We start from the raw sequence: 23,831 nt of genomic DNA, 5'->3' as shown, positions 1-23,831 counted from the left end.
CGTGGTGCGCCTTGGCCCGACAAGCGCTGCGCAGGACAGTCCATTGGCAACCTGCCACAATCGCAGCCCCTTTCGGCCAGGCGAGCGGCATACCGTGTACGACTTCAACGATTTGTACTACTTCGTGCAGGTGGTAGAGAACAAGGGGTTCGCCGCCGCCGCGCGCAAGATCGAAGTGCCGAAGACCAAGCTCAGCCGTCGCATCGCTCAACTGGAAGATCGGCTCGGGGTACGTCTGATCCAGCGCACCACGCGCAAGTTCACGGTGACCGAGGTCGGGCTGGATTATTACCGTCACTGCGTGGCAATGCTGGTCGAGGCCGATGCTGCGGAGAAAGTCGTCGAGCAGTCGAGGTCCGAACCCCAGGGGATCGTGCGCATCAGTTGCCCGCCGGCGCTGGGGGCCATGGGGGTGAGCGACACCATCGCCAGGTTTTTGGTGCTGCACCCGAAAGTGCAGATTCAGGTGGAGAGCAGCAACCGTCGGGTGGATGTATTGGGGGAGGGGTATGACATCGCTCTGAGGGTGCGTTTTCCGCCGCTGGACGACGAGAATCTGGTGATGAAGGTGTTGGGCGAGAGTCATCAGCGGCTGGTGGCTCGCCCCTCATTGCTGGAGGGCAGGACAGTTCGTACGCCGCAGGAGCTGGTGGGTCTGCCGAGCATGGATCTGGCGCCGGCGAACCGTGAGCACCGATGGGCGCTGATCGGCCCGGGCGATGAGCGGATCGAGGTTCCCCATCAGCCGCGCTTTGTGACCTCTGATCTGGACGCGTTGCACCGCGCGGCCGTTGAGGGTGTGGGGGTGGTGCAGCTGCCGGAGATCATGGTTCGGCATTCGTTGCATGAGGGGCGGCTGGTCGAGTTACTGCCGGGGTTTCGGCCGCCAAGCGGGTTGATCCATGCGGTGTTCCCGTCTCGCCGAGGGTTGCTGCCCTCGGTGCGGGGGCTGGTGGATTTGCTGGCGGAGGATTTCGGGGCGAATGCGAAGGCGGATCGAGAGGCGTGTGCGTTGGCGGGGAAGCTGTGAGCCGCGGGAAGCTCCCAACGAGGGAACCTCCCAATCATGCTCTCACCAGAACGTCGTCGACGGCGCACTGACCTTTCCGGCAATCACCGCAATCGCCTTTTCCACATCACTCACCTCGGTGTACCGGCCCAAGCTCAGCCGCAAGCTGCTGCCGGCCTGGGCCTGACTCAATCCCAAACCCAGTAACACGTGAGAAACGCTGCTGCTCGCCGAGTTACACGCCGAGGTCGATGAAACCGCCAGTTCGCTGGCAAGGCTGGCAACGTTGAAGCCCGGGCTGTCGATGCAGACGTTGAGGGTGTGGGGGACGCGCTGGGCTGGATCGCCATTCAGGCTCACGCCGTTCAGGTTGAGCAGACCTTCGCGCAGTTGCGCCGACAAGGCACTGATGCGTGCAACTTCCTCGTCCATCTCAGCGCTGGCGAGGGCGTAAGCCGCCCCCATGCCGACGATCTGGTGGGTGGCGAGGGTGCCGGAGCGATAACCCTGTTCGTGGCCGCCGCCGTGCATCTGTGCTTCGAGCAGCGGCCGTGCGCGTTCGCCGACGTACAAGGCGCCGATGCCTTTCGGGCCATAGGTTTTGTGCGCGGAGAAGGACATCAGGTCTACTGCCAATGCGCTCAGGTCTATCGCCAGTTTGCCAGCACCCTGGGCGGCGTCGACGTGGAACAGAGCGCCGTGTTCACGAACCAGTTTGCCGATCGCGGCGATGTCGGTGACGGTGCCCAGCTCGTTGTTGACCAGCATCAGCGACACCAGCAGCGTGTCGTCACGCAGTGCCTGGCGTACGGCATCCGGGTGAATCAGGCCGCGGTTGTCGGGCTCGAGCCAGGTCACCGGGAAACCGGCCTGCTCAAGCTGGCGCACGGTGTCGATCACGGCTTTGTGTTCGATGGTGCTGGTGATGAGGTGGCGGCGTGCGCCGTTGCTCGGGTTGAGCGCGATGCCCTTGATTGCCAGATTGTTGGATTCGGTAGCGCCCGAGGTCCAGACCAGATCGTCGGCACTGCAGCCCACCAGCTCTGCGACCTGACGGCGCGCCAACTCAACGGACTGGCGGGCTTGATTGCCGTATGCGTGGGAGCTGGAGGCCGGGTTGCCGAAGGTGCCTTCGCGGCCCAGGCAGGTGACCATGGCCTGGATGACGCGGTCATCGACCGGTGTGGTGGCGGCGTAATCGAAATAACAAGGGAGTGTTTTCATGGGGGTTTCTGCGCTGTCCGTCGTGCAGAAAATACTACTAGCGTCAGACTGAAAAAAAATTGATTCCTCGACGGAGATTGGCGCTCCAGATAGAAAGTTATTCCGATAAACGCACGGATATCGGAATACTATTTTCGGCCCGGCGCTTTTTGGCCTATCTTTATCGCTTACCGGCATATGACGTCACTGAGGCTACTGCGCATTCCATGGACAAATTCGACCAGGCCATCCTGAGCATTCTGCAAAACGACTGCACCCGCCCGATCGCCGAAATCGCCGACAGCGTTGGTCTCGGCAGCACCGCCTGCTGGCGTCGCGTACAGAAGCTCGAAGAGCAGGGCATGATTCGTGGTCGGGTGGCATTGCTCGACCCCGGGCAGTTGAACGTCGCCGTGACGGTCTTCGCCGCCATTCGCACCAACCAGCACAACGCCCAGTGGCTGGGGCGCTTCCATGATCTGATTGGGACGCTGCCCGAAGTTGTGGAGTGCTATCGCATGGCTGGCGACACCGACTACATGCTGCGGATCGTGGTGCCGGACATCGCCGGCTACGACGCCGTTTACAAAAAGCTGATCCAGTTGTCCGGCATCACCGACATGAGTTCCAGCTTCGCTATGGAGCAGATCAAGTCCACCACCCAGCTGCCGTTGAACTACAGCCTGTAAACCCTGGTCCGGGAAGCATTAAAAACGCCCGGTCCAAATGCCGTGCAAAAAAAAGCAGCCCTCCAAAGGGGGGCTGCTTTTTTGTGCGTCGGAGAAAGTCGCCGGACGAATCAGACGCGGGCTTTGTCGATCCATTCCATCGACGTGCGCCAGATGCAGATCCCCAGGAAGTACGCCGACATGGCCAGCCACACGAACAAGGCGACCGATCCGTTGTACGGATGGTTCATCACCAGCAGGAAGCTGCAGAAGAACCACACGGCAGTGACCGCGATGTTAAGGGGCATGAAGCGGCGGACGCGGAACGGGTGCAGGAACTTCATGCGGGTGACGGTCAGCAGCGCCAGGCAGATCACCGTGATGAAGGTCAGCCACGGTGCCGGGGAAAGGATGTACACGCACAGGGCGACGACGTTCCAGGCGGCGGGGAAGCCCTGAAAGTAGTTGTCCTTGCTTTTCATCTCGACGTTGCAGAAACAGAACAGCGACGACACCAGAATGATCGAGGTGGTCAGCAGCAGGGTGTATTCCGGCAGGGGGATGTAGCGGTAGATGAACAGGGCGGGGATGAAGACGTAGGTCAGGTAATCGATCACCAGGTCGAGCACGGAGCCGTCGAAGTGCGGCAGCACAGACTGCACGTTCAGCTTGCGCGCCAGGGAGCCGTCCACGCCATCGACAATCAGGGCAAAGCCCAGCCAGAGCAGGCACGCCTTGGGTTGATTATCGAACAGAGCAATGGTCGCGAGAAAAGCGAGCACCACGCCGGTGGCGGTAAAGCCATGGGCGCCCCAGGCCTTGAGCCAGGCGATGCGTTGAATTGGAATCATGGACGGTCCTTCTGGAAATAAGCGGGTTCGGTCGGGTACGGCAGAGGTCGACGGAACCAGAGGTGCATCTATCGACCGGGGATCGGTCGATAAGGTTCATACGTAACCGCTACACGGTAGCAGGCGGCGCAGGCTTTCGTTACTCAAATGTGACGCCGCATCATGGAACAGAGCGGCGCAGGTGTCATTGGTCGGCTGAACGACAAAGAAGGCAATATGCTGGCCCCGTTGAGTCGACCATCTCGTCAGAATCCACGCCTGATCAGTCACTTAGGCAAGGAATCGCATGTCATTTCTCAAGACTCTACTGACCTTCTGCGTGCTCATAACGGTGACTTCCCAGGCCTTGGCCCGCAGTCCCAGCAAGAACGAACGCGACCTTTGCACTTGGGGCGCGGGGATGGCCGGCACCGCTCAGCAATACAAACTGTCCGGTCTGACGCTGTACGGCGCCCGCAAGAAAATGCAGGCCCAGCACTTTGCCCAGCAATGGATGCGCATGAGCGCGCTGGGCATCACCGAACAGACCTACGACAGCCCGTCGAGGCTGCGGCCGGAAGGCGTCAAACAGGTGTATTACGAAGGCTGCATCAAGCACGAAGTCGCCCGGCGCTGACTTACCGCGCTGCGCCCCGGAAGGTGCAGCGCGATCAGTGCAACCTTATAGCCCAGATACAGACAAGATCAGTGCGGCGCGCGCGGGATGGTCTTCAGCAGATCCGCAGGGCTGATATGCCCCACCACCTGAACGCCGCTGCCCGGATGCGGCAGACCCAGAATATGGCCCTTGATCTTGCCGATCACGTGCATCTCGCACGGCTTGCAATCGAATTTCAACGTCAGCACTTCATCGCCATGCACCAGTTGCATCGGCGCCACCTTGGTGCGCACGCCCGTCACGCCCTTGGCCTGCTTGGGGCACAGGTTGAAGGAGAAGCGCAGACAGTGTTTGGTGATCATCACCGGCACTTCGCCCTTTTCTTCATGGGCTTCATACGCGGCGTCGATCAACTGCACGCCGTGACGGTGATAGAAGTGCCGCGCCTTCTCGTTGTAGACGTTGGCCAGGAACGACAGGTGCGCCTCAGGGTAAACCGGCGGCGGCGACGTTTCTGGCTTGCGGGCACCGCGTGGGTGCGCCTGGATGCGAGCGGCAGTCAAGGTCTCGATGACCTCGCGGCGCAAGGCCTTGAGTTGCGAGTTCGGAATGAAAAACGCTTGCGGCGCGTCCAGCTCGATGGCGGTCGCGTGGTATTCGGTGGTGCCAAGTTGGCCGAGCAGATCGTGCAGTTGCTCCAGCGCCTGCTCCGGTTTATTGGCGACGCCAAAAGGCCCGTTCAGCTCGACGCGGGCGCTGATGCCTTCTTCGCTGGTAGCGACCAGCTCCAGACGCTCTTCACGCAGACGCGCCACCCATGACAGGCCGATGCGGCGTTCGGCCGAGGTCTTTTGCAAGGCCTGCTGCCAGTTGTGATCGAGGTTGCGGCTGAGCGGATGGTTGGGCCGCAGTTGCAGGCCTTTCGGCATCTCGTTCGGCTCGACACGGTAGCGGTAGCGCTTCTCGCCGTCTTCTTCGAACTCGCCCTTGGGCTCGGCGATATTGGCGCGGAAACCCACCACTTCGCGCTTGACCAGCACGTTGAGGCCGTCGCCGTTGGACAGCGGCTCATGGGTCACCACCTGCAAGTCACGCTTGCCGACTTTCTCGACCACGCCGACCAACAGGCCGGTGAAGGTCGGCGAATCGAACGCGCCGATGTCGATTTTGCGATCGGTGACGAAGTAGTCGGTGCTGCCCCGGTGGAAGGTCTTGTCCGGGTCCGGCAGGAAGAAGTGCGCGGTGCGGCCGCTGGAGGCGCGGGCCAGGTCCGGTCGGTCTTCCAGGATGTCGTCCAGACGCTGGCGGTAATAGGCCGTGATGTTCTTCACATAGCCCATGTCCTTGTAGCGACCTTCGATCTTGAACGAACGCACGCCGGCGTCCACCAGCGCGCGCAGGTTGGCGCTCTGGTTGTTGTCTTTCATCGACAGCAGGTGTTTTTCGTAGGCGACAACGCGACCCTGGTCGTCTTTCAGCGTATAGGGCAGGCGGCAGGCCTGGGAGCAGTCGCCACGGTTGGCACTGCGCCCGGTGTGTGCGTGGGAAATATTGCACTGACCGGAGAAGGCCACACACAGCGCGCCATGAATGAAGAACTCGATGGCCGCATCGGTTTCGTCGGCAATGGCGCGGATTTCCTGCAGGTTCAGCTCACGGGCCAGCACCAGCTGCGAGAAGCCGGCCTGATCGAGGAAGCGTGCGCGCTCCAGCGTGCGGATGTCGGTCTGGGTGCTGGCGTGCAGCTCGATGGGCGGAATGTCCAGCTCCATCACGCCGAGGTCCTGCACGATCAGCGCGTCGACGCCTGCGTCGTAGAGCTGATGGATCAGCTTGCGCGCCGGCTCCAGCTCGTTGTCGTGAAGGATGGTGTTGATGGTGGTGAAGACGCGGGCGTGGTAACGGCGGGCGAACTCGACCAGTTGGGCGATTTCGCTGACCTCGTTGGCCGCGTTGTGGCGCGCACCGAAGCTGGGGCCGCCGATGTAGATCGCGTCAGCGCCATGCAGAATGGCCTCGCGGGCAATGGCCACGTCGCGGGCAGGGCTGAGCAATTCCAGGTGATGTTTGGGCAGAGACATATTTTTTATTCGGCACGGTCACGGTCAAGGCGCGCATTGTAGCGGCGAAACGCCTGACCGGCACCCGTCTGCTGCCCGATGGCGCGTGCCTGGATGAGAGGGGCTTCAGGAAACCCGCGTGATCAGGCCCTGGCGGCCATCGCCGTGACTTCTACGCGCATGCCTTCGACGGCCAGTGCGGCGACGCCAACCGCGGCGCGCACGGGCCAGGGTTTGGCGAAGAAGCGTGTGTAGACTTCGTTGAACGCGGCACGGTCGGCCATGTCGGTGAGGTAGATGGTCAGGTGCAGCACGCGGTCCATGGAACTGCCGGCCCGTTCCAGCGCCACCTTAAGCGCCTGCAGCGTGCATTCGCTCTGCTCGACGATACCGCCCAGTTCCAGGCTGCCGTCGGCGCGTGTCGGAATCTGCGTGGAAACCAGCAGGCCGCCGAAGCCGGCGACGTCCGAGGAGATGGAATCGGCGTCAGGATCCGGCGTGAAGGTGATGTCGTGGTTTGCCATGGGATGGTCTTCTCCGAGTGTAGGGATGACAGGCCGGGAAACGGCCGGCGGTCATGATGTCCGACTCGGGAGGGAAATGGGAGGCTTGACAGTGTTGCGGCGGGCCGGGTGAGCAGCCTGGCCGATCAAGACATCATGCGTACGCACCAGGGGGGCGGCATAAAAAAGCAAGCCGCCTTCACGTTATCTCTGACGCGAAGGCGGCTCCGGGGGGGTTGTCAAATCGGCGGATTCAACGCGATTGAAAGTAGCAGTGGTGAATTCCGTTAGCTAGCTAACATTTGGCAATACAGTATTGCGGATGTGGAAAGAATCGAGATCGCATCGATGCCCGATGAAGCCGCCTGGCACGGCTGTCAAAAAAACTCCGAACTCATGCCTCGCGCCCTCAGTCCACCCTTGACGCTGACCGTTTGCGTTGGACTATTTCAAGGAGAGCCCCATGACTGATTACCCGAAACCGCCGTTCAAGCCTCAGCAGCAAACAGTGCCCGGCGATCAGAGCAGAATGGATCCCTACCCGGATTGCGGCGAGACGAGCTACAAGGGCTCCGGCCGCATGAGCAACAAGATTGCGTTGATCACCGGCGGCGACAGCGGCATTGGCCGCGCAGTGGCGATTGCCTACGCCCGTGAAGGCGCTGACGTGGCGATTTCGTACCTTGATGAACACGAAGACGCCAAGGAAACCGCTCGCTGGGTGGAGGAGGCGGGCCGTCAGTGCCTGCTGCTGCCGGGCGATCTGGCCGAGAAGGCGCAGTGCCTGGCCATCGTCGATGAGACGGTGAAAAAGTTCGGCCGCATCGACGTGCTGGTCAATAACGCTGCGTTCCAGATGTCCCACAAGGCCCTTGAGGAAATCTCCGACGAGGAGTGGGTGAAAACCTTCGATATCAACGTCACTGCGATGTTTCGCATCTGCAAGGCGGCGGTGCCGCACATGGCGGCGGGCAGTTCGATCATCAACACCAGTTCGGTCAATTCCGACTCGCCGAAGCCGACGCTGCTGCCGTATGCAGCCACCAAAGGCGCCATTGCCAACTTCACCGCCGGGCTTGCGCAATTGCTCGGTGAGCGTGGCATCCGCGTGAACAGCGTCGCGCCCGGCCCGATCTGGACGCCGCTGATTGTGTCGACCATGACCGACGAAGACGTGAAAAGCTTTGGCGAAGAAACGCCGTTGGGCCGTCCTGGCCAACCGGTTGAAGTGGCACCGATCTATGTCCTGCTGGGCTCCGACGAAAGCAGTTATATCTCCGGGACTCGTTATGGCGTGACCGGCGGCAAGCCGATTCTGTAACTGATCGTAGAGGGGCGGTTGCGTTGCGATCAGCACGCGCGCCGAACCGCTTCGCGGCAAAAAAAAGGGCTGCCTGTGCAGCCCTTCATCTTTTCAGCCTTTGCTGTGCTCCCTGGATGTGGGCGCTTCGGCGATCCCCCGCGGCCCGGCGATGCCCCAGATGGCAACGCCGATCACCGGGAAGATGAAGATCAGCACCGACCAGCCGATCTTCGTGCCGACCGATCGGCTGGTCCGCCACACGCTGGCGATGGCCCACACGTCTATCAGCAGGATGATGACCGCCATAGCGATCGAGAACAGCGTTTCCATTTCATTGGCCTCGTTGTAGGGGGATCACATGGCAGGGATGCCGGTGACCGTTTCCGTTTCAGTGACGGATGCGGTGAGAGGGATTTCAGGGCTGCCCGGAGTCAGGATGACCTTGCGGCAGTCTTCCTGTTTCTTGTCGAAAATCTTGTAACCCTCGGCGGCTTTCTCCAGGGACATGCGGTGGCTGATGATCGCTTCGGGCGCGAGACGGCCGGCTTCAATGCGTTCGAGCAATTCCGGCAGGTAGCGCTGCACGTGGGTCTGGCCCATTTTGAAGGTCAGGCCCTTGTCGAACGCATCGCCGAACAGGAAGCCGTGGATGAAACCGGCGTACACACCCGGCACGCTGACCACGCCGCCACGGCGCACCGCGGCAATGCACTGGCGCAAGGCCTTGCCACTGCTGCCTTCGATTTTCAGGTTGGTCAGAATGGTTTCGGTGGTGCTGCCCTTGGCTTCGAACCCTACCGCATCGACCACGCCGTCGACGCCGCGCATGCCCTTGGTCTGCCGAATGATGGTGTCAGCGGGGTCGTCGTCTTCATCGAAGTTGATCGGGATCACGCCGTAGGTGGCCTGGGCGTAGGCCAGCCGGTAGGCATGATGGTCGACCATGAAGATCTGATCGGCGCCGAGCATCCGCGCAACGGCGGCCGCCATCAACCCCACAGGACCCGCGCCGTAAATGGCGATGCTCGAACCCTGGCCAATGCCGGTGTTGAGCACCGCCTGGTAGCCGGTGGGCAGGATGTCGGAGAGGAACAGCACCTTTTCATCCGACAGCGTGCCGGGGACTTTGAACGGGCCGGTGTTGGCCTTGGGTACGCGGACGTATTCGGCCTGTCCGCCGGGGATGCCGCCGTACAAGTGGCTGAAGCCGAACAGCGCGGCCCCTGGTGGAATGGCCTTCTTGTTCATGATCGCGCCGCGACCGGTGTTGGTGGTTTCGCAGGCGGCGTACAGGTCCATGTTGCAGAAAAAACATTCGCCGCAGGCAATGACGAAGGGGATCACCACCCGGTCGCCTCGCTGCACGGCAGTCACGGCGGAGCCGGTGTCTTCAACGATGCCCATGAATTCGTGGCCGAAGATATCGCCATGTTCGACGGTGGGGATCTTGCCGCGGTACAGGTGCAGGTCGGAGCCGCAGATCGCCGTGGCAGTCACGCGCAGAATGATGTCGTCCGCTTGTTCGATGACCGGATCGGGGACGGTGTCCACTTTCACATCATGGGCGCCGTGGTAGGTGAGTGCTCTCATTGTGATTTTTCTCCGCGGTTAATTAGGGGCAACTAAGTAGCGGAGCAGGCAGCGAGGGGTTTAGTTCAGGACTTTGCAAGGGTGGGGGATTAGCGGTGCCTGCGGTGCTTCGGTGGGACCGGCTGAAGCCAGTCCCACTGCGTCATCGCGGTGCTTCTGTGGGACCGGCTTTAGCCGGGAAGAGGCCCGTGTGCACACCACTATTTTTGCGGTGTGGCCACTGACGCGTTCCCGGCTGAAGCCGGTCCCACAAGGAAGTCCGCGCCAGAATGGGTTATTTCAGCCCGACCCGTCTGCGCATGTCTGCGGTAATGGTCTGCCGGGTTTTGCCCAGGTCAGCCCACGGGTCGCTGTCCAGTTCCGCCAGGCGCTCGTGGACGGTGTTGATGTCCCAGGCGTTGGCGCCTTTGATCTCCAGCAGCTCTTCGCGATAAATCGGCACTGACACCGGCAGGCCTTCCCGGGTGCGCACCGAATACGCGCAGATGGTGGTGGCGCCCAGGCCGTTGCGCAGGTAATCGATGAAGATCTTGCCAATGCGGTTCTTCGGCCCCGACACCGCCGAAAACCGGTCCGGCAGCAGCCTGGCGATGTGCTTGACGATGGCGTGGCTGAAATCCTTCACGGCGTCCCAGTCCGCTTTCGGCGTGAGCGGCACAACCACGTGAATCCCTTTGCCGCCGCTGGTTTTCAGGAACGATGTGAGCCCCAGTTCATCCAGCACGGCGAGGGTGAGCTGCGTGGCTTCCACCATGGTTTTCCAGGGCAGCGCCGGATCAGGGTCAAGGTCGAGAATGAAACGGTCCGGCCGCTCAAGGTCCTTGGCGACGGCGTTCCAGGTGTGCAGCTCCATGGCGCTCATCTGCACGGCACCGATCAACGCTTCGATATTGTTGATCAGCATCACGGGGTGGCCGGTGTATTCCTTGCCCATGGTCTCGATGCCGGGGATCGCGAGGCGGTCGGCGTTTTTCTGGAAGAACAGCTCGCCGCCAATGCCTTCCGGCGCACGCACCAGGGCCACCGGGCGTTGGGCGAGTTGTGGCAGAAGCCAGTCGGAAATGCGGATGTAGTAATCGGCGAGGTCGCGCTTGGTGGCGCCGCTGGTGGGGTCGATCAATCGCTCGGGGTGAGTCAGACGGATCTTTCCCGTTGTGGCATCGGTTGGGCCTGACGATCCCGGCCGGCTTTGTTCAGGCTTGACTGCCTTTGATGCTGTTGCGCGTTTGCGCGTGGCCGAGGGTTTGGGTGCCTCTTCTGGCTCTTCTGGCTCTATTGGTTTCTGTGCTGGCTTTGACTTTTGATTGGCAGAAGGTGCCGGAGCCGGAAGCTCCTCGGTGATCGATTCAGCTGGCTTGTCGGTGCGCAGGCCATGGAACACCGCGTGCCGCACCGATCCCTCTTTGGTGAGTTCTGCAAAGGCGACTTCCGCCAGCAGCACCGGTTTGAGCCAGTGCACGCCCTTGGCTTCAAAACCGGTGGGCGGATTGACCACGGCAGCCTGCCTGGCGTGAAGCGGCGTCAGTTGCTCGTAAATCGTGCCCAATGTCGTTTCATTAAACCCGGTGCCGACCTTGCCGGCGTACCTCAGCTCGCCACTGTCGGTGTCATGCAATCCCAGCAGCAATGCGCCGAATTTGCTGCGCGCGCCCTTGGGATCGGTGTAGCCGACGACGACGAATTCCTGGCGGCGTTTGCACTTGAGCTTGATCCAGTCACCGCTGCGGCGCGACGCATAAGGGCTGCCGGCGCGCTTGCCGATCAGGCCCTCCATCTTCATCTGGCAGGCGCTGTTGAGCAGGACTTCCGGCACTTCCGCGAAGTCCTCGGAGTACCTGAGGGTCTCGTCGTCGGTCCGTTCGAGCACCCTGGACAGCGCGGCGCGTCGCTGTTCCACCGGCACTTCGCGCAGGTCCATGCCGTTCAGGAAAGGCATGTCGAACAGGTAATAGATGATGTTGGCGCTGCGTCCGGCCTCAAAGGCATTTTGCAGGGCCTGGAAATCGGGCACACCTTCGTCGTTGGCGACGACCATTTCGCCGTCGAGCCAGGCCGACTCAAGGCCCAGCCCGGCGATGGCTTCAGCCTGGTGCGGCAGTTTGTGGGTCCAGTCATGGCCATTGCGGGTGAACAGCTGGACCTTGCCGTCGGCGACCCGCGCCATGACCCGATAGCCATCGAATTTGATCTCGTAGCGCCAGTCGCCCTCCGGCGCCGACTCCACCAGCGTGGCCAGTTCCGGCTTGATGAGGTCCGGCAGCTCTGCGGGCTCGGCGCCCACCAGTTGCGCCTTGGCGGAATGCTTCCGAGGGGCAGGGACTTTTTCTACGGGCTTGGGCTTGTCAGGCTTGGGCTCTGCCGTGCTGGACGTTGCAGACTTGGACGTTGCCGCCGTTTTGCTCCCGCGCTTTTTGGGAATCAGGGTGCGCTCGCTGAGCACACTGTCGGGCGACTCCTTGACCACGTCATAGTCGCTTTCGGAGCGGGCGAACTCGTCCTGATGCTTGATCAGAAACCACTGCTCCTGCTTGCCGGGAATGTGAGTCTTGACCAGGTTCCATACGCCGCCGAGCTTCTCACCCTGGAGGGCAAATTTAAGCTTGCCCTTGGCGTAGGCTTCGGCAGGGTCGGAGAGGGGTGTCCACACGCCGCGGTCCCAGACGATGACGTCGCCCGCACCGTAATGCCCTTCGGGAATGCTGCCCTCGAAGGTCGCGTACTCGACCGGGTGATCTTCGACGTGAACCGCCAGACGCTTGGCCTTGGGGTCCAGCGAAGGGCCTTTGGGCACGGCCCAGCTTTTCAGGGTGCCATCGATTTCGAGCCTGAAGTCGTAATGCAAACGGGAGGCGTCATGCTTCTGGATGCAGAACTGCAAGGCATGGGCTGCTTTTTTGGTCGAAGCGCGTTTTTTCTTCGTGTTGCCTGAAGGCTCCGGCGTGGCGTCGAAATCGCGCTTGCGGTTGTATTCGTCCAGTCCGGCGCTCATGGAAATCCCTCACCCTTGGTGCATGTGTCTGTTAAACGCAGAGTTCGCGGCGAGGGCGGAGTTCCGAGACCCGGTCGAACCTCTTCTTACACCCTCAACAATGATGGCGTCTGAATGGGCCTCTTCCCGGCTAAAGCCGGTCCCACTAAATGATTGCGCTCCCCTGGTAGGACCGGCTTTAGCCGGGAAAGCGTCGCAGAAGACACTGCAATAAGATGGCGCCTGCTCGGGCCTCTTCCCGGCTAAAGCCGGTCCCACAGGTGAAGCGTGTTCTGAAAGCCGGTCCCACAGGTGAGGCGCGGTCTGATAGTGGGACCGGCTTTAGCCGGGAAGGCGTCAGTGGAGACACTGCAAAATCACTGTTCAGGCCTTGGTGGTGGCGTGGCTAAACAGCCCCACGCTGCTCGGTCGCTTCCGCCAGCATCGCCAGGGTCTGCTCCATGTCGACGATGGAAGCCTCCAGGGTGGCGAAGCATTGGGCGATGCTCTGTTTGTCGTCCACCGTCTGGTGGCCGGTCAGCTCGGTGACTTCGGAAAGCTCAAGGCGGAACAGTTCATTCACGGTGCTGCGAAGTTCGTTAAGTTGATTCAGCACAACGGCCATTTGATTACGGGTTGCATTGCTCATGTCGGGCCTCGCGTTACTAGGGACAGGGGCGGGTCGCGTAATGAAACACTGACAAACATGAAAAAGGCAGGGTGTTTAAACCCTGCCTTCATCAACTAAAGATTCGCATCAGCCCATTACAGGCATCATCCGAATTACTTGGCCGCGTCACCGCCGTGTGCTTTGGCCAGGGCCTTGGCACGGGTCAGGTGCTCTTCCAGCTTCGGCAGCGTCGCGGTCGCGAACGCTTTCAGATCAGCGTCTTTGCCTTCAGCGGCTTCTTTCTTGAACAGCTCGATGGTTTTTTCATGGGCGACAACCTGGTTGTTCGCATACGCCTGATCAAACGACTTCGAGCTGCGCAGCTCGAGGATCATCGCCTTGGCTTTGTCCATCAGCATGGCGTTGTCAGACACTTCCAGCTTCTTGGTGTCAGCAATGCCTTTCAGCTTGGCATTGGCGGCGGTGTGATCTTTAACCATCATCTCCGCGAACGCTTTGACGTCGGCCGAAGTGCCTTTTTCCAGGGCAAGTTTGCCGGCTTCAACTTCAGCCACGCCTTTGGCGGATGCATCTTCAACAAAGTCGTCATTATCCTGGGCAGCGAAAGCGCCTTGGCTGCCGATGGCCATCAACAATGCGAGTGCGGAAGTCTGGATTAGATTTGCCATAGTGAAGTTCCTCTTCTGTCCTTGACGGGGCTGAAGTGCCCGTACTTGTTCCGACGTACTTGTCGCGTAAATCGTTCAGGGAAATTAAGTTTGCGCCGCTATCCGGTCATCTTTCGCAGGTCTTTAATGAGTTGCCACTCACTGTGGCAGGGACTCAAACCACTCCCGATAGGGCGTATTCAAAACCTTGCAGCGATTGAAATCCGCTGCTCCGTCCGACCACCACACCGGACCGCGCTCACCCAGTGCAATCTTCGCCGCATTAACCGAAGCGCGAGCCGCCTTGAGCGCGGCGGAATCCTCGACGCGATTGGCGGCCTTGACGGCCTGCCGCGCCTTCATCAGTGCGTTGACCCACTGCTGCCGTTCTTCTTCGCCGAGGGCCGGGTTGCTGCAGCGCCACAATTGGCCCTTGACGACGAAATAGCGACCGTCCGGCGTCGTCGGATACATCACTGGATCCGCGTCACCGTCAGCACCACCGCAGCGATGCGGTCAGCTTCCTGATAGGTCTCGGTTTCAAGCTCTTCACCGAATACGTCAGGGTCCATCTCGCGATAAGACCAGGCGAGATCAGGGCGATCGACCCGTTTGCGTGCCTGCTCAAGGAACAGGTCGACGCCATCGACCGAGGGCGCGCCGGTATACAGCAACACGCTGCCGCCCGGGGCCAGTCGCTCGATGGCTTGCGCCAGAATGCGCACCGAGAGCTCCGAACCGAGCTGATCGCCACCGTGGCGGTAGGCGCGCTCCTGACTGTCTTTCATGTACGGCGGGTTGGCGACGATCAAATCGAACTCGCCCGTGGTGCCCGCCAGAATGTCGCTGTGGTAGGCGACCACATTTTCGGTCTTGGCCAGCGAAGCATTCACTGCGGTAAAGCGCAGGGCAGTGGGGTTGATGTCCACGGCCAGCACACTGGCGTCCCGTCGTGCACGGCCGATCAAAATCGCCCCGACGCCACTTCCGCAGCCAATGTCGACGGCGGTACGGATGGGGTGCGTCGAACTGCGCAGATGATCTTCAATGGCTTGGGCAAAGCGATAGGTATCGGGGCCGAAGAACACAGAATCGTGGGCCACGGTGGGGAAGGCGGAGTGGACGAACAGCACGTCATCCAGGCTCGACCAGCGCACGTCACTGACCCACATGCCGGCGTGGGCACGCAGCACACCGGCGCCAAGCAGCGTCTCGAGATCGACCTCATCCAGCAGCCCGGTTTCGAACGGGCGGCTCCAGCCGAAGACGTCGCGCAGGCTGCGCGCCGTGCGATTCTGCTCACGCGCATTGACCCGCTGATGGGTCAACGGTGTGACCGTCATGAAGCGATAGCCTCCGTCCTGGAGGCGCTGGCCCAGTTGCAGCAGGGCCAGGTCGTGGTCTTTGTCGGACATTTCGGACATTTCGGACATTTCGGGCGTGTCGAGTGCGGGATCGAGCAACGTCTGCGGGTTCATCGTGTCAGGCTTCCTTGCGCCAGTTGGCGAGCATAGATTCGGGTGGCCGCCAGGCCTTCGGGCGTTGGATGGGAATCGGGAGCGATGAGCTCAACCAGTTTTTCGAATGGCAGGGAGGGGGCGCTGCGCGGCGACTGTTCGGTGTCGGTGGTCGCCACGGGGCGGCGACGGAAGCGCGTGCGGAAAGGGTTGCTCTGCTCGGAGGCTTGCCAGTCACCGGCGATCCAGTCTTTCAGCAGTTGCATTTCATAGCCACTGAATACGCCAAACATCACCGCGCCGGGGCCGTCGATCAGTTGCCAGAATCGGCTGTCCTGCGGGTCTTGATTGCGCTTGATCCAGCCGCGATCTTCCAGCGCACTCAGCAACTGACGACTCTGGCCGGGCGTGGCGAGCCAGTCATTGATCGTGCGACCCTCAAGGCGGCAGTAATCAGAATGCATGTGCTGACCGAAGGTGCTTTTGGTCTCCAGCATCGAGACCACTTCTTCTTCCAGATCGAAGGCGCGGACGATATCGGTCGAGCCTATGCCCAGATCATTGAGCAGATAGCCCGCGCGCAGACGCTCGATAAATTCACCCTTGCTGTCGTCGTTCGGCAACAGATCCAGCACGGCCTGGACCGCCTTGTAGGCGTGGCCCGAACTGGCGTTGTCGATGGTCACGTGCAGGGTGAAGTAATAGGGGTCGATGCCCAGTTCACTCAGCTCGAACGAAGTGATCAGCAGATGCAGCGGCAGTTGCTCATAACCCAGGTTGTAGCCGAGGATTTCCGGCAAGAACTCATCGCTCAAGTGGCCGAGACCCAGCTGAATGGCGCCCTGCAAATACAGCGAATCGTCCAGCTGCGCGATGGGCGCGCAATCGTGTTCGGTGAGCAGATTGCGGTACAGCACGACGTGGTTGAGTGCAGGCTCGCCGTCTCCCAGTTCTTCGAGGTAGGTGCGGATCAGGCCGTGGTAGCGCCAGTCGTTGGCATACTTCACCGTGCCGTACAGCCAGGCCCCATCTACCAGCTTGCTCGGCGCGACGCTTTGCAGGAAATACAGCGCGTGGGCTTTGTTGGTGAAGAACTTCCGAGGCCCGCCGGCGCGGCGTTCCTCCAGATAGACGCGATATTGCTCGGCCACGGAATGACTGTTACTGGCCACCCAGGTCGACAGTTCGTTGAGGTCAGCAGGCAGGTTTGACGGCAGCGTTTTCGCGATCTCCAGTTGCTCCTGGAGAAAATCACGAGCGTTGTCCCGCTCGGCTTCCACCTGGCCGCGCAGGAGACGGGAGTACAGCGAGTAGTGGGCGCCGTTGGATAGATGCGCCGTGGCAGAACGCTCGGAAAGTAGCTGTAAAGAGGTCATGACTAGCCTGCTGACTTTTCTTGATATGTAGGTCAGAGGGAGGCAGTTCGCTAAAATTCCATCGAGTTGCAGGTCAGTCGATGATCGACACCTGTGACGGATGAGCGGCCGGGGTTTCGATTCATTCGACGCCGCGTGGCCTGAAAATCGTACAGGTCGACTCGATCGCCGCAAATGTAGCCGTCACAACAACCCGGCCCCTGCGGGTTTGCGTCTGCCTCTGATTTTGGGTGTTGCCGGGGCTTACTGTGGGAGCCGGCTTGCTGGCGAAGAGGTGGTACATCGGACGCGTTTTTATCGTCTGTACCGACGTCTTCGCGGGCAAGCGCGCTCCTACAGTGGATCGCTATCCAGCCGAAGATTCGCGCGGGACAGATAACCTGTGGGAGCCGGCTCGCTGGCGAATCGGCGGTACATCCGACGCGTTTTTATCGCCTGTACCGACGTCTTCGCGGGCAAGCGCGCTCCTACAGTGGATGGCTATCCAGCCGGAGATTCGCGCGGGACAGATAACCTGTGGGAGCCGGCTTGCTGGCGAAGAGGTGGTACATCGGACTTGCTGGCGAGTGGGCGGTACATCCGACGCATATTTGTCGTCTATACCGACGTCTTCGCGGGCAAGCGCGCTCCTACAGTGGATGGCTATCCAGCCGAAGATTCGCGTTGAATGAATAACCCGTAGGAGCGTGGCTTGCCCCGCGATCTGGCGCGAAGCGGCAGTAATCCGGTAGTCGCGGTATCGCGGTAAAACCGAGGCGTCAGGCTTTACGACTGCTGCGCAGCCGATCGCGGGACAAGCCACGCTCCTACCATTGATCTTCGCCCAACCGGATAGTCGCGGTGTCCGCAAAACCTGTAGGTGCGCAACCTGGGTGTGTTTCGGGGTCTACGCGGGCGTACCGGTCGTGCAAAAAAACGGCCTCCATTGCGGAGGCCGTTTTTGTGTTTACGCGATTACTCAGGCAACGAGGTCAGTGACGTGCAGCTCCTTGACGCCGACCAGCTGGATTTCGAAATCCGGGGTCGCATCGGCGTTGATGCTGCCGTAGAGGATCCCGTCAGCGAAGCGTATCTGCCCGGTCGCGTCATTGCTGTCAAAGGCATTGCTGCCGATGAAAGTAAACGCGTCGATCCCCGTGGTCTGCGGATTGGCGTCCAGGGCGCTGAAGTCGAGCAGGTCGCCCTCGGCACTCTTGAAGCCGTTGATCACGTCACGCAATGCACCGACGCCCATGTCGGCGATGGAGTCGAACACGTAGGTGTCCGCCCCGGTGCCGCCGGTGAGCGAGTCAGTGCCAGCGCCGCCGATCAAACGGTCATTGCCCGAGCCGCCGATCAGCGTGTCATTGCCGGCACCGCCGTTGAGCACGTTGGCGCCGCTGTTGCCGGTCAGGCTGTCGTCGAAGGCGCTGCCGATCAGGTTCTCGATGCTCTTCAGCGTGTCCAGGCCTGAGGCCACGGTGTTCTGCTGCGCCGAGGTCGACAGGGTGGCGGTGATGCCGGCCTGCGCGCCGTAGTAGGACACCGTGTCGTTGCCGCCGCGCCCGTCCATCACGTTATCGCCGCTGCCTGCGAACAGCACGTTGTCCAGGGCGTTACCGATGCCGTTGGCCGCGTCAATGCTGTCGATGTACAGGTTTTCGACGTTATTGCCCAAGGTGAACGTCGCCAGGGTGCTGTGCACGCTGTCGATGCCGCCGGTGACGCGATCGGCGTTGGTTTCGATCACGCTGTCGCCGCTGTCGTCGACGTAGTACGTGTCGTTGCCGTTGCCGCCGCTCATGCTGTCGGCACCGCCTGCGCCGTCGATCACGTTGGCCGCCGCGTTGCCGGTGATGAAGTTGCGCAGCTCGTTGCCGTTGCCGTCGATGGCTGAAACACCGGTGAGCACCAGGTTTTCCAGATTAGCGCCGAGGGTCCAGCTGACCGACGCCTGCACGGTGTCGATCTGCGACGGCGAGTCGCTGCTTTCGGTGATGCTGTCGAAGGCGTTGTCGACGATGTAAATATCATTGCCATCGCCACCGCTCATGCTGTCGGCGCCGAGGTCACCGTCCAGGGTGTCATTGCCGGACGAGCCCACCAGGGTGTCGGCCTGGTCGGTACCGAAGATCAGGCCGCCTTCGTTCTGCACCCCGTCGAAAATCGCCTGCACGCTATTGTTGTCGCTGGGGTCGCCTTTGAAGCCCAGATCATCGGCAATGTAGTCGGCCAGACGCTGGCCGACGATCTCGGCAGACTCTTCGTGCAAGTGCCAGACGTCATCGGGATAGACCAGCGGGTCGACCTCGTGGCGCAACGGCAGGTCGGTGTAGTCGACTGCAATCTTCACGTCGTCACGCTGGGCGGCAATCGCTTCCTGGGTGGCGCGCACATAGCCCACGCCCTCGACGATGCCGGCGATCTTCTCTTCCGAGAAGCCACGGGCGCGGGCGGCGTCCTGGTCGTAGTGACCGGTTTCCATCATGTACACGTTGAAGTTGCCGAACTGAGCGTGCAGGTAATCGAAGACCGATAAGGTCGCCGCCTTGTACGCCGCCGCGGCGGCCTCCTTGTCCGAGGCGCGGGCGATTTCCTGCGCCGCTTCCTCGCCTTGACCCCAGATGATGCCCATGGTCACGTTGTCGACCGCTTTCAGCTCGGTGAGCTGGTCGTTCAAAAGCGCCACCGCGCGCAACAGGGCCGGGCCCGGTTGGTCGGTGTCGGTCAGCCACCAGCACAACTTCAGCTCTTCGGCGCCGAGGGTCGACATACCGTTGACCGTGCTGCCGCCCACTGCGATGTCGATGCCATTGCCGTCGGCGTCGTTGAACTGGCTGCGCACGTCGTAGGTGGTGTACTTGCTCAGGCCGTCCACCAGCATGGTGGTGCCGGACTGGCTGTCGTCTTCGGTCATGCGCAACAGACGGGCGTTGGACTGGCCTAGGGTCGGCAGGAACAGGATGTCCTGGTCGGCCCGCGAGCCGAACACGAAGTCGTCTGCGGTGAGGGTGTTCAGGTAGTTACCGCTCAGGGCGATCTCGAAGCGATGGCCGTCGGCGTCAGGCACGCTGGATTTGATGTACGTCTTGTCGCCGGCCGCGTTCAGGCTCAGGTACAGCGTGCCGTTGCTGCCGTCGCCCAGGCCGAGGAAGCCCAGGGTCGACACGTCGATCTTGTCCACGCCGTGGGTGAAGTCGTAGATCGTGTCGGTGGCCGTCACTCCGCCAGTGGTGTAGTCACGGTAGCTGTCCTGGACGCTGGTGTAGCGGAAGGTGTCGGCACCTTCGCCGCCGTAAAGCGAGTCGCGACCTGCGCCGCCGTCGATGATGTCCGGGCCTGCGCCGGCGCGAATGGTGTCGTTGCCGCCCAGCCCGAGGATCAGGTCGGCGCCTGCGGTGCCCGCGATCGCTTCGCCATTGTCGGTGCCGGTGATGGTGCTGGCCGGCGCATCGGCCACGGCCAGGGCAAAGCTGTCACTGACTGACGCGCCCGACGGATCAGTCGCTTTGATCAGCAGTGTGTAATTGCCGGAGGCGGTGCTGGTGGGCGTGCCGCTGAAGGTCAGGCGGGTGCTGTCGAAGGTGAGCCAGTCGGGAAGGGCGCTGCCATCGGCCAGGGTCGCGGTGTAAGTCAGCGTGTCGTTGTTACCGTCGGAGAAGCTGTTGCTGGTGACCGCGTAGGTAAATGGCGAGTTTTCCGTCGCGTTCTGGTCCAGCAGCGGAATCACCACCACCGGCGCGACGTTGATAGGCACGTTTTGATTGGTGAAGACGAAATGGCTGGCGTTGAGGCTGCCGGCCAGATTACCCGCCAGGGACAGCTCGAAACGGTTGCCGCTGGCGTCCGCGACGTTGTCTTTGACGTAGGTGCGGTTGGTGTTGGCGTTATAGGTCACTTGCAGCGTGCCGTTGAGGCCGTTGCCCAGCCCGCTGTAGCCCAGGGCCGAGACGTCGATCTTGTCGGCAGCCACATCGAAATCGAGGATCTGGTCGCTGGCGCTGGTGGTCGCCGTGCGGTAGCTGTCCTGGGTGGACGTGAAGCGGAACACGTCCGAACCCGCCCCACCGGTGAGTTTGTCGGCACCGGCGCCACCGATGAGGACGTCGTTGCCGTCGCCGCCATTCAGGGTGTCGTTGCCCGCGCCGCCGAAGAGTTGATCGTTGCCGGTGGTGCCGGTGAGGGTGTCATTGCCCGGCGTGCCGTTGATCTCGCCCGGCGTCACTGGCACGTCCTGGACGGCGAGGGTGAAGCTGTCGCTGACAGTGGCGTTGCTGGCGTCGCTCGCGGTGATCTTGATTGCGTAGGTGCCCGACGCGGTGGTGCCCGGGGTGCCGCTGAACGTGCGGGTCACGGCATCGAAGCTTAGCCACGCTGGCAGGGCAGTGCCGTCGGCCAGGGTGGCGGTGTAGCTGAGGTTGTCGTTGTCCGGATCGGTGAAGCTGGTGCCGGGGACGACGTAGCTGAACGGTGTGTTCTCGGTAGCGTTTTGGTCCAGCAGCGGGTTGGCCACGACCGGCGCCTGATTCACCGTCGGTGCGGTGGCGAACACGAAGTTGGCGCTGGTCAGCTTGTCGAGGTAGTTGCCCACCAGCGCGACTTCGAAGCGGTTGCCCTCGGCATCGGCGTTCAGCGACTTGATGTAGGTCTTGTCGCCCGCGTCGTTGAGCACCGCGTAGACGGTATTGTTCATGCCGTCGGCGAGGCCGGTGAAGCCCAGCTTGGAAAGGTCGATCTTGTCAGAGGTGACGTCGAAATCAGTGATCACGTCGCCCAGATTCGCGCCATCGGCGTTGTAGTTGCGATAGCTGTCCATGCGGCTGGAGAACACGAAGGTGTCAGCGCCAGCGCCACCACTCAGGGTGTCCTGCCCGGCGCCGCCGTCGAGGCGATCGTCACCGCCGCCGCCTGCCAGGCTGTCATTGCCGGCAAGGCCCAACAGCGTGTCGGCCCCGTCAGTGCCCTGCAGCGAGTCGTTGCCGACGGTGCCGGTGAGGGTGCGGTTGAAGATGAAGTTGTCGGCGGTCAGTGCGCTGACCAGATTGCCGGCCAGGATCAGCTCGAAGCGATTGCCATTGGCATCGGCATCGTAATCCTTGATGTAGGTGCGGTCGTTGCTGGCGCTGTAGCTCACCTGCAAGGTGCCGCCACGGCCGTTGCCCAGCCCGGTGAAGCCCAGGCCGGCGAGGTCGATTTTGTCCTGGGTCGGGTCGAAGTCGGTGATGGTGTCGTCGAAGCTGGTTGTAGCGGTGCGATAGCTGTCGGTTTCGCTGGTGAAGCGGAAGATGTCCGCGCCTGCGCCGCCGGTCAGCTTGTCGACGCCGGCACCGCCGATGAGGATGTCGCTGCCGCCGCCGCCGTTCACGGTGTCATTGCCCGCGCCGGCGTAGAAGATCTCGTTGGCGTCGCTGCCCAGCAGGGTGTCGTTGCCATCGGTGCCTTGCACCGCCACGACAGGTACGGTGGCGCTGACGTAGCTGCCATCGCCGTACAGCAGCGTGTCGCCCTTGGTGGTGTGGCTGATGGTATTGCCGATGATGGCGTTGCGGTCGGTGCCGTCTTCGTTGCGCTCGGCCACGCCATAGGTGGACAGCGCGCTGCCGTTGATGGTGTTGCCCTGAACGGTGTTGTCGCTGCCGTTGAAATACTTGCCGGAAACGCCGTTGGTGTCGTCGTAGGACTGAATGATGATTTCCGGCACGCCGCCGCCCAGGGAGTTGTTGCTCAAGGTGTTGTTGATCACGTCGACGTTGTTGCTGCCGTAGATGCGCACGCCGGCGCTGGCGTTGTCGTGGATGTCGACACCGGTCATGGTGACCTCGCTCGAAAGCTTGATCAGCACGCCCTCGGCGCCGTTGCCATAGACCTCACCGCCGGTGATGGTGATGTTGTTCGGCGAAGGGATGTTCTCGCTGCCGCGCTGCACGACGATGCCGCCACCGCCGTTGCCATAGGCGACGTTGTTGCTGAGGGTGAAGTCGTGGCTGCTGGTGACCACGTTGAAACCGTGGCGATCGTTGTCGTAGGCGACGTTGTTTTCGAAGGTGCTGTCGCTCAGGAAGTCAGCGACGAAGCCGTCCAGGCCGTTGCCATGGGACACGCTGTTCTTGATGACCATGTTCACGGTCTGTTCGTGGGGGTCGAAGCCGTAACCGGAACAGTCCTTGATTTCCACGCCGTCGAGGGTGACGTTGGAATCGTACCCTGCCTGGCCGGGGATGAAACCGTTGAACCAGCCGTCGATCTTGCCGGTGGTGTTGTCGCGGTTGCCGTCGATGGTCAGGTTGCTCAGCCCGAAATCGTGGGTCTCTTCGCCGTAGGCAGAGCGAATCACGCCGGTGATTTTTGTGTCGGAACCGTCTGCCACCTTGATGTTCGAGACGCCCATGCCGTCGCCGTACATGTAGACGTTACTTTTGAGCATGAGGCAGCCGTCGGACGGTTCTTCACCGCCCGACACGATGTAGGTCCCGGGGGGTACATAGATTTGTCCTCCGCCGGCCGCCGCTGCCGCATCAATCGCTTGTTGAATGGCCGCGGTGTCGTCAGAGACGCCATCTCCCTTGGCGCCAAAATTTTGGACGTTAAAAATCATGTACTTATCTCCGTTCACAGGCTGAGGTCACGCTGCGTGCCAATTTCCAATCGGCACTGCAGCAGGTATGACCTAACTCAACGGAAAAGTTGTAGCCGTATGTCGGGAAACCGTCGTTTTGTGACGATCGGCACATTTCTATGGTATTATGCGTCATCCAATTGACGTTTTAGGACTGTGCTTTTCTGGCACTTTCGCGAGAGGGAGGGTGGATCGCTGGGGTATACGGAGGATTAGTGGGACCGGCTAAAGCCAGTCCTGCATGATCATCACGGACTGGCATATACATGCGGTCAGATAGTGGGACCGGCTTCAGCCGGGAAGGGGCCGGTGTGGGCACCCTCAATTCTGCAGTGTGAATGCCGACGTCTTCCCGGCTAAAGCCGGTCCCAC

17 protein-coding genes are annotated in these 23,831 nt (G+C 61.5%); 4 read left to right on the top strand and 13 right to left on the bottom strand.

Annotated features, from left to right (window positions below; genetic code table 11):
- The first annotated feature begins 94 nt into the window (after window positions 1-94).
- Window positions 95-1,030, top strand: coding sequence for a LysR substrate-binding domain-containing protein (locus tag BMY98_RS16675; RefSeq protein WP_074891008.1), 936 nt, complete (start codon window positions 95-97; stop codon window positions 1,028-1,030).
- A 42-nt stretch (window positions 1,031-1,072) separates the two neighbouring features.
- Here BMY98_RS16675 and BMY98_RS16670 read toward each other — a convergent pair whose 3' ends face one another.
- Window positions 1,073-2,233 carry an aminotransferase class V-fold PLP-dependent enzyme gene (locus BMY98_RS16670; RefSeq protein WP_074891006.1) on the bottom strand — a complete coding sequence of 387 codons (1,161 nt, stop codon included), beginning with the start codon at window positions 2,231-2,233 and terminating at the stop codon, window positions 1,073-1,075.
- A gap of 206 nt (window positions 2,234-2,439) precedes the next feature.
- Here BMY98_RS16670 and BMY98_RS16665 point away from each other — a divergent pair, with 206 nt between their 5' ends.
- Window positions 2,440-2,901 (top strand): Lrp/AsnC family transcriptional regulator, encoded by a 462-nt coding sequence (locus BMY98_RS16665; RefSeq protein ID WP_074891004.1) that lies wholly within the window; start codon window positions 2,440-2,442, stop codon window positions 2,899-2,901.
- A gap of 110 nt (window positions 2,902-3,011) precedes the next feature.
- Here BMY98_RS16665 and pcsA read toward each other — a convergent pair whose 3' ends face one another.
- Window positions 3,012-3,731 carry a phosphatidylcholine synthase gene (gene pcsA, locus BMY98_RS16660; RefSeq protein ID WP_065988791.1) on the bottom strand — a complete coding sequence of 240 codons (720 nt, stop codon included), beginning with the start codon at window positions 3,729-3,731 and terminating at the stop codon, window positions 3,012-3,014.
- A 286-nt stretch (window positions 3,732-4,017) separates the two neighbouring features.
- On the opposite strand from pcsA, the gene BMY98_RS16655 reads away from it, so the two are divergent.
- Window positions 4,018-4,347: a hypothetical protein gene (locus BMY98_RS16655; RefSeq protein ID WP_074891003.1), complete on the top strand. Its 330-nt coding sequence runs from the start codon at window positions 4,018-4,020 to the stop codon at window positions 4,345-4,347.
- A gap of 68 nt (window positions 4,348-4,415) precedes the next feature.
- Here BMY98_RS16655 and BMY98_RS16650 read toward each other — a convergent pair whose 3' ends face one another.
- Both BMY98_RS16650 and BMY98_RS16645 read right to left on the bottom strand, forming a co-directional pair.
- Window positions 4,416-6,410, bottom strand: coding sequence for a peptidase U32 family protein (locus BMY98_RS16650; protein WP_074891001.1), 1,995 nt, complete (start codon window positions 6,408-6,410; stop codon window positions 4,416-4,418).
- 122 nt (window positions 6,411-6,532) lie between these two features.
- Window positions 6,533-6,913, bottom strand: coding sequence for a RidA family protein (locus tag BMY98_RS16645; protein WP_074890999.1), 381 nt, complete (start codon window positions 6,911-6,913; stop codon window positions 6,533-6,535).
- A 442-nt stretch (window positions 6,914-7,355) separates the two neighbouring features.
- On the opposite strand from BMY98_RS16645, the gene BMY98_RS16640 reads away from it, so the two are divergent.
- A complete protein-coding gene (locus BMY98_RS16640) occupies window positions 7,356-8,213 on the top strand; it encodes an SDR family oxidoreductase (RefSeq protein WP_074890997.1) in 858 nt (285 codons plus the stop codon).
- Between the two features lie 93 nt (window positions 8,214-8,306).
- Here BMY98_RS16640 and BMY98_RS16635 read toward each other — a convergent pair whose 3' ends face one another.
- The 9 genes from BMY98_RS16635 to BMY98_RS16595 form a co-directional block, all read right to left on the bottom strand.
- Window positions 8,307-8,525 carry a PLD nuclease N-terminal domain-containing protein gene (locus BMY98_RS16635; protein ID WP_074890995.1) on the bottom strand — a complete coding sequence of 73 codons (219 nt, stop codon included), beginning with the start codon at window positions 8,523-8,525 and terminating at the stop codon, window positions 8,307-8,309.
- 24 nt (window positions 8,526-8,549) lie between these two features.
- Window positions 8,550-9,785: a zinc-dependent alcohol dehydrogenase gene (locus BMY98_RS16630; RefSeq protein ID WP_074890993.1), complete on the bottom strand. Its 1,236-nt coding sequence runs from the start codon at window positions 9,783-9,785 to the stop codon at window positions 8,550-8,552.
- 274 nt (window positions 9,786-10,059) lie between these two features.
- On the bottom strand, window positions 10,060-12,774 hold the full coding sequence (gene ligD, locus BMY98_RS16625; RefSeq protein WP_074890991.1) for a DNA ligase D: 2,715 nt from the start codon (window positions 12,772-12,774) through the stop codon (window positions 10,060-10,062).
- A 385-nt stretch (window positions 12,775-13,159) separates the two neighbouring features.
- Window positions 13,160-13,402, bottom strand: a complete 243-nt coding sequence (locus BMY98_RS16620) for a hypothetical protein (protein WP_074890990.1) — start codon at window positions 13,400-13,402, stop codon at window positions 13,160-13,162.
- 134 nt (window positions 13,403-13,536) lie between these two features.
- Window positions 13,537-14,052: a DUF4142 domain-containing protein gene (locus BMY98_RS16615; protein ID WP_074890988.1), complete on the bottom strand. Its 516-nt coding sequence runs from the start codon at window positions 14,050-14,052 to the stop codon at window positions 13,537-13,539.
- A 138-nt stretch (window positions 14,053-14,190) separates the two neighbouring features.
- On the bottom strand, window positions 14,191-14,505 hold the full coding sequence (locus BMY98_RS16610; RefSeq protein WP_074890987.1) for a hypothetical protein: 315 nt from the start codon (window positions 14,503-14,505) through the stop codon (window positions 14,191-14,193).
- Window positions 14,505-15,464 carry a methyltransferase gene (locus tag BMY98_RS16605; protein WP_074891103.1) on the bottom strand — a complete coding sequence of 320 codons (960 nt, stop codon included), beginning with the start codon at window positions 15,462-15,464 and terminating at the stop codon, window positions 14,505-14,507. The genes BMY98_RS16610 and BMY98_RS16605 overlap by 1 nt, the downstream gene beginning before the upstream one ends.
- Before the next feature lie 41 nt (window positions 15,465-15,505).
- Window positions 15,506-16,864 (bottom strand): iron-containing redox enzyme family protein, encoded by a 1,359-nt coding sequence (locus tag BMY98_RS16600; RefSeq protein WP_074890985.1) that lies wholly within the window; start codon window positions 16,862-16,864, stop codon window positions 15,506-15,508.
- A gap of 958 nt (window positions 16,865-17,822) precedes the next feature.
- Window positions 17,823-23,438 carry a putative Ig domain-containing protein gene (locus BMY98_RS16595; RefSeq protein WP_074890984.1) on the bottom strand — a complete coding sequence of 1,872 codons (5,616 nt, stop codon included), beginning with the start codon at window positions 23,436-23,438 and terminating at the stop codon, window positions 17,823-17,825.
- Between the last annotated feature and the right edge of the window lie 393 nt (window positions 23,439-23,831).

It is taken from the genome of Pseudomonas graminis, from assembly GCF_900111735.1.
Taxonomy (GTDB): Bacteria; Pseudomonadota; Gammaproteobacteria; order Pseudomonadales; family Pseudomonadaceae; genus Aquipseudomonas; species Aquipseudomonas graminis.
Note: the sequence above shows the minus strand (reverse complement) of the source record. Positions and strands in the feature narration are given on the sequence as shown.

Coding starts and splice junctions, on each gene's coding strand:
- BMY98_RS16655 (WP_074891003.1), top strand. CDS start 4,018: ATGTCATTTCTCAAGACTCTACTGACCTTCTGCGTGCTCATAACGGTG.
- BMY98_RS16620 (WP_074890990.1), bottom strand. CDS start 13,402: ATGAGCAATGCAACCCGTAATCAAATGGCCGTTGTGCTGAATCAACTT.
- BMY98_RS16665 (WP_074891004.1), top strand. CDS start 2,440: ATGGACAAATTCGACCAGGCCATCCTGAGCATTCTGCAAAACGACTGC.
- pcsA (WP_065988791.1), bottom strand. CDS start 3,731: ATGATTCCAATTCAACGCATCGCCTGGCTCAAGGCCTGGGGCGCCCAT.
- BMY98_RS16650 (WP_074891001.1), bottom strand. CDS start 6,410: ATGTCTCTGCCCAAACATCACCTGGAATTGCTCAGCCCTGCCCGCGAC.
- BMY98_RS16615 (WP_074890988.1), bottom strand. CDS start 14,052: ATGGCAAATCTAATCCAGACTTCCGCACTCGCATTGTTGATGGCCATC.
- BMY98_RS16600 (WP_074890985.1), bottom strand. CDS start 16,864: ATGACCTCTTTACAGCTACTTTCCGAGCGTTCTGCCACGGCGCATCTA.
- BMY98_RS16610 (WP_074890987.1), bottom strand. CDS start 14,505: ATGTATCCGACGACGCCGGACGGTCGCTATTTCGTCGTCAAGGGCCAA.
- ligD (WP_074890991.1), bottom strand. CDS start 12,774: ATGAGCGCCGGACTGGACGAATACAACCGCAAGCGCGATTTCGACGCC.
- BMY98_RS16595 (WP_074890984.1), bottom strand. CDS start 23,438: ATGATTTTTAACGTCCAAAATTTTGGCGCCAAGGGAGATGGCGTCTCT.
- BMY98_RS16640 (WP_074890997.1), top strand. CDS start 7,356: ATGACTGATTACCCGAAACCGCCGTTCAAGCCTCAGCAGCAAACAGTG.
- BMY98_RS16645 (WP_074890999.1), bottom strand. CDS start 6,913: ATGGCAAACCACGACATCACCTTCACGCCGGATCCTGACGCCGATTCC.
- BMY98_RS16630 (WP_074890993.1), bottom strand. CDS start 9,785: ATGAGAGCACTCACCTACCACGGCGCCCATGATGTGAAAGTGGACACC.
- BMY98_RS16635 (WP_074890995.1), bottom strand. CDS start 8,525: ATGGAAACGCTGTTCTCGATCGCTATGGCGGTCATCATCCTGCTGATA.
- BMY98_RS16670 (WP_074891006.1), bottom strand. CDS start 2,233: ATGAAAACACTCCCTTGTTATTTCGATTACGCCGCCACCACACCGGTC.
- BMY98_RS16605 (WP_074891103.1), bottom strand. CDS start 15,464: ATGTCCGAAATGTCCGAAATGTCCGACAAAGACCACGACCTGGCCCTG.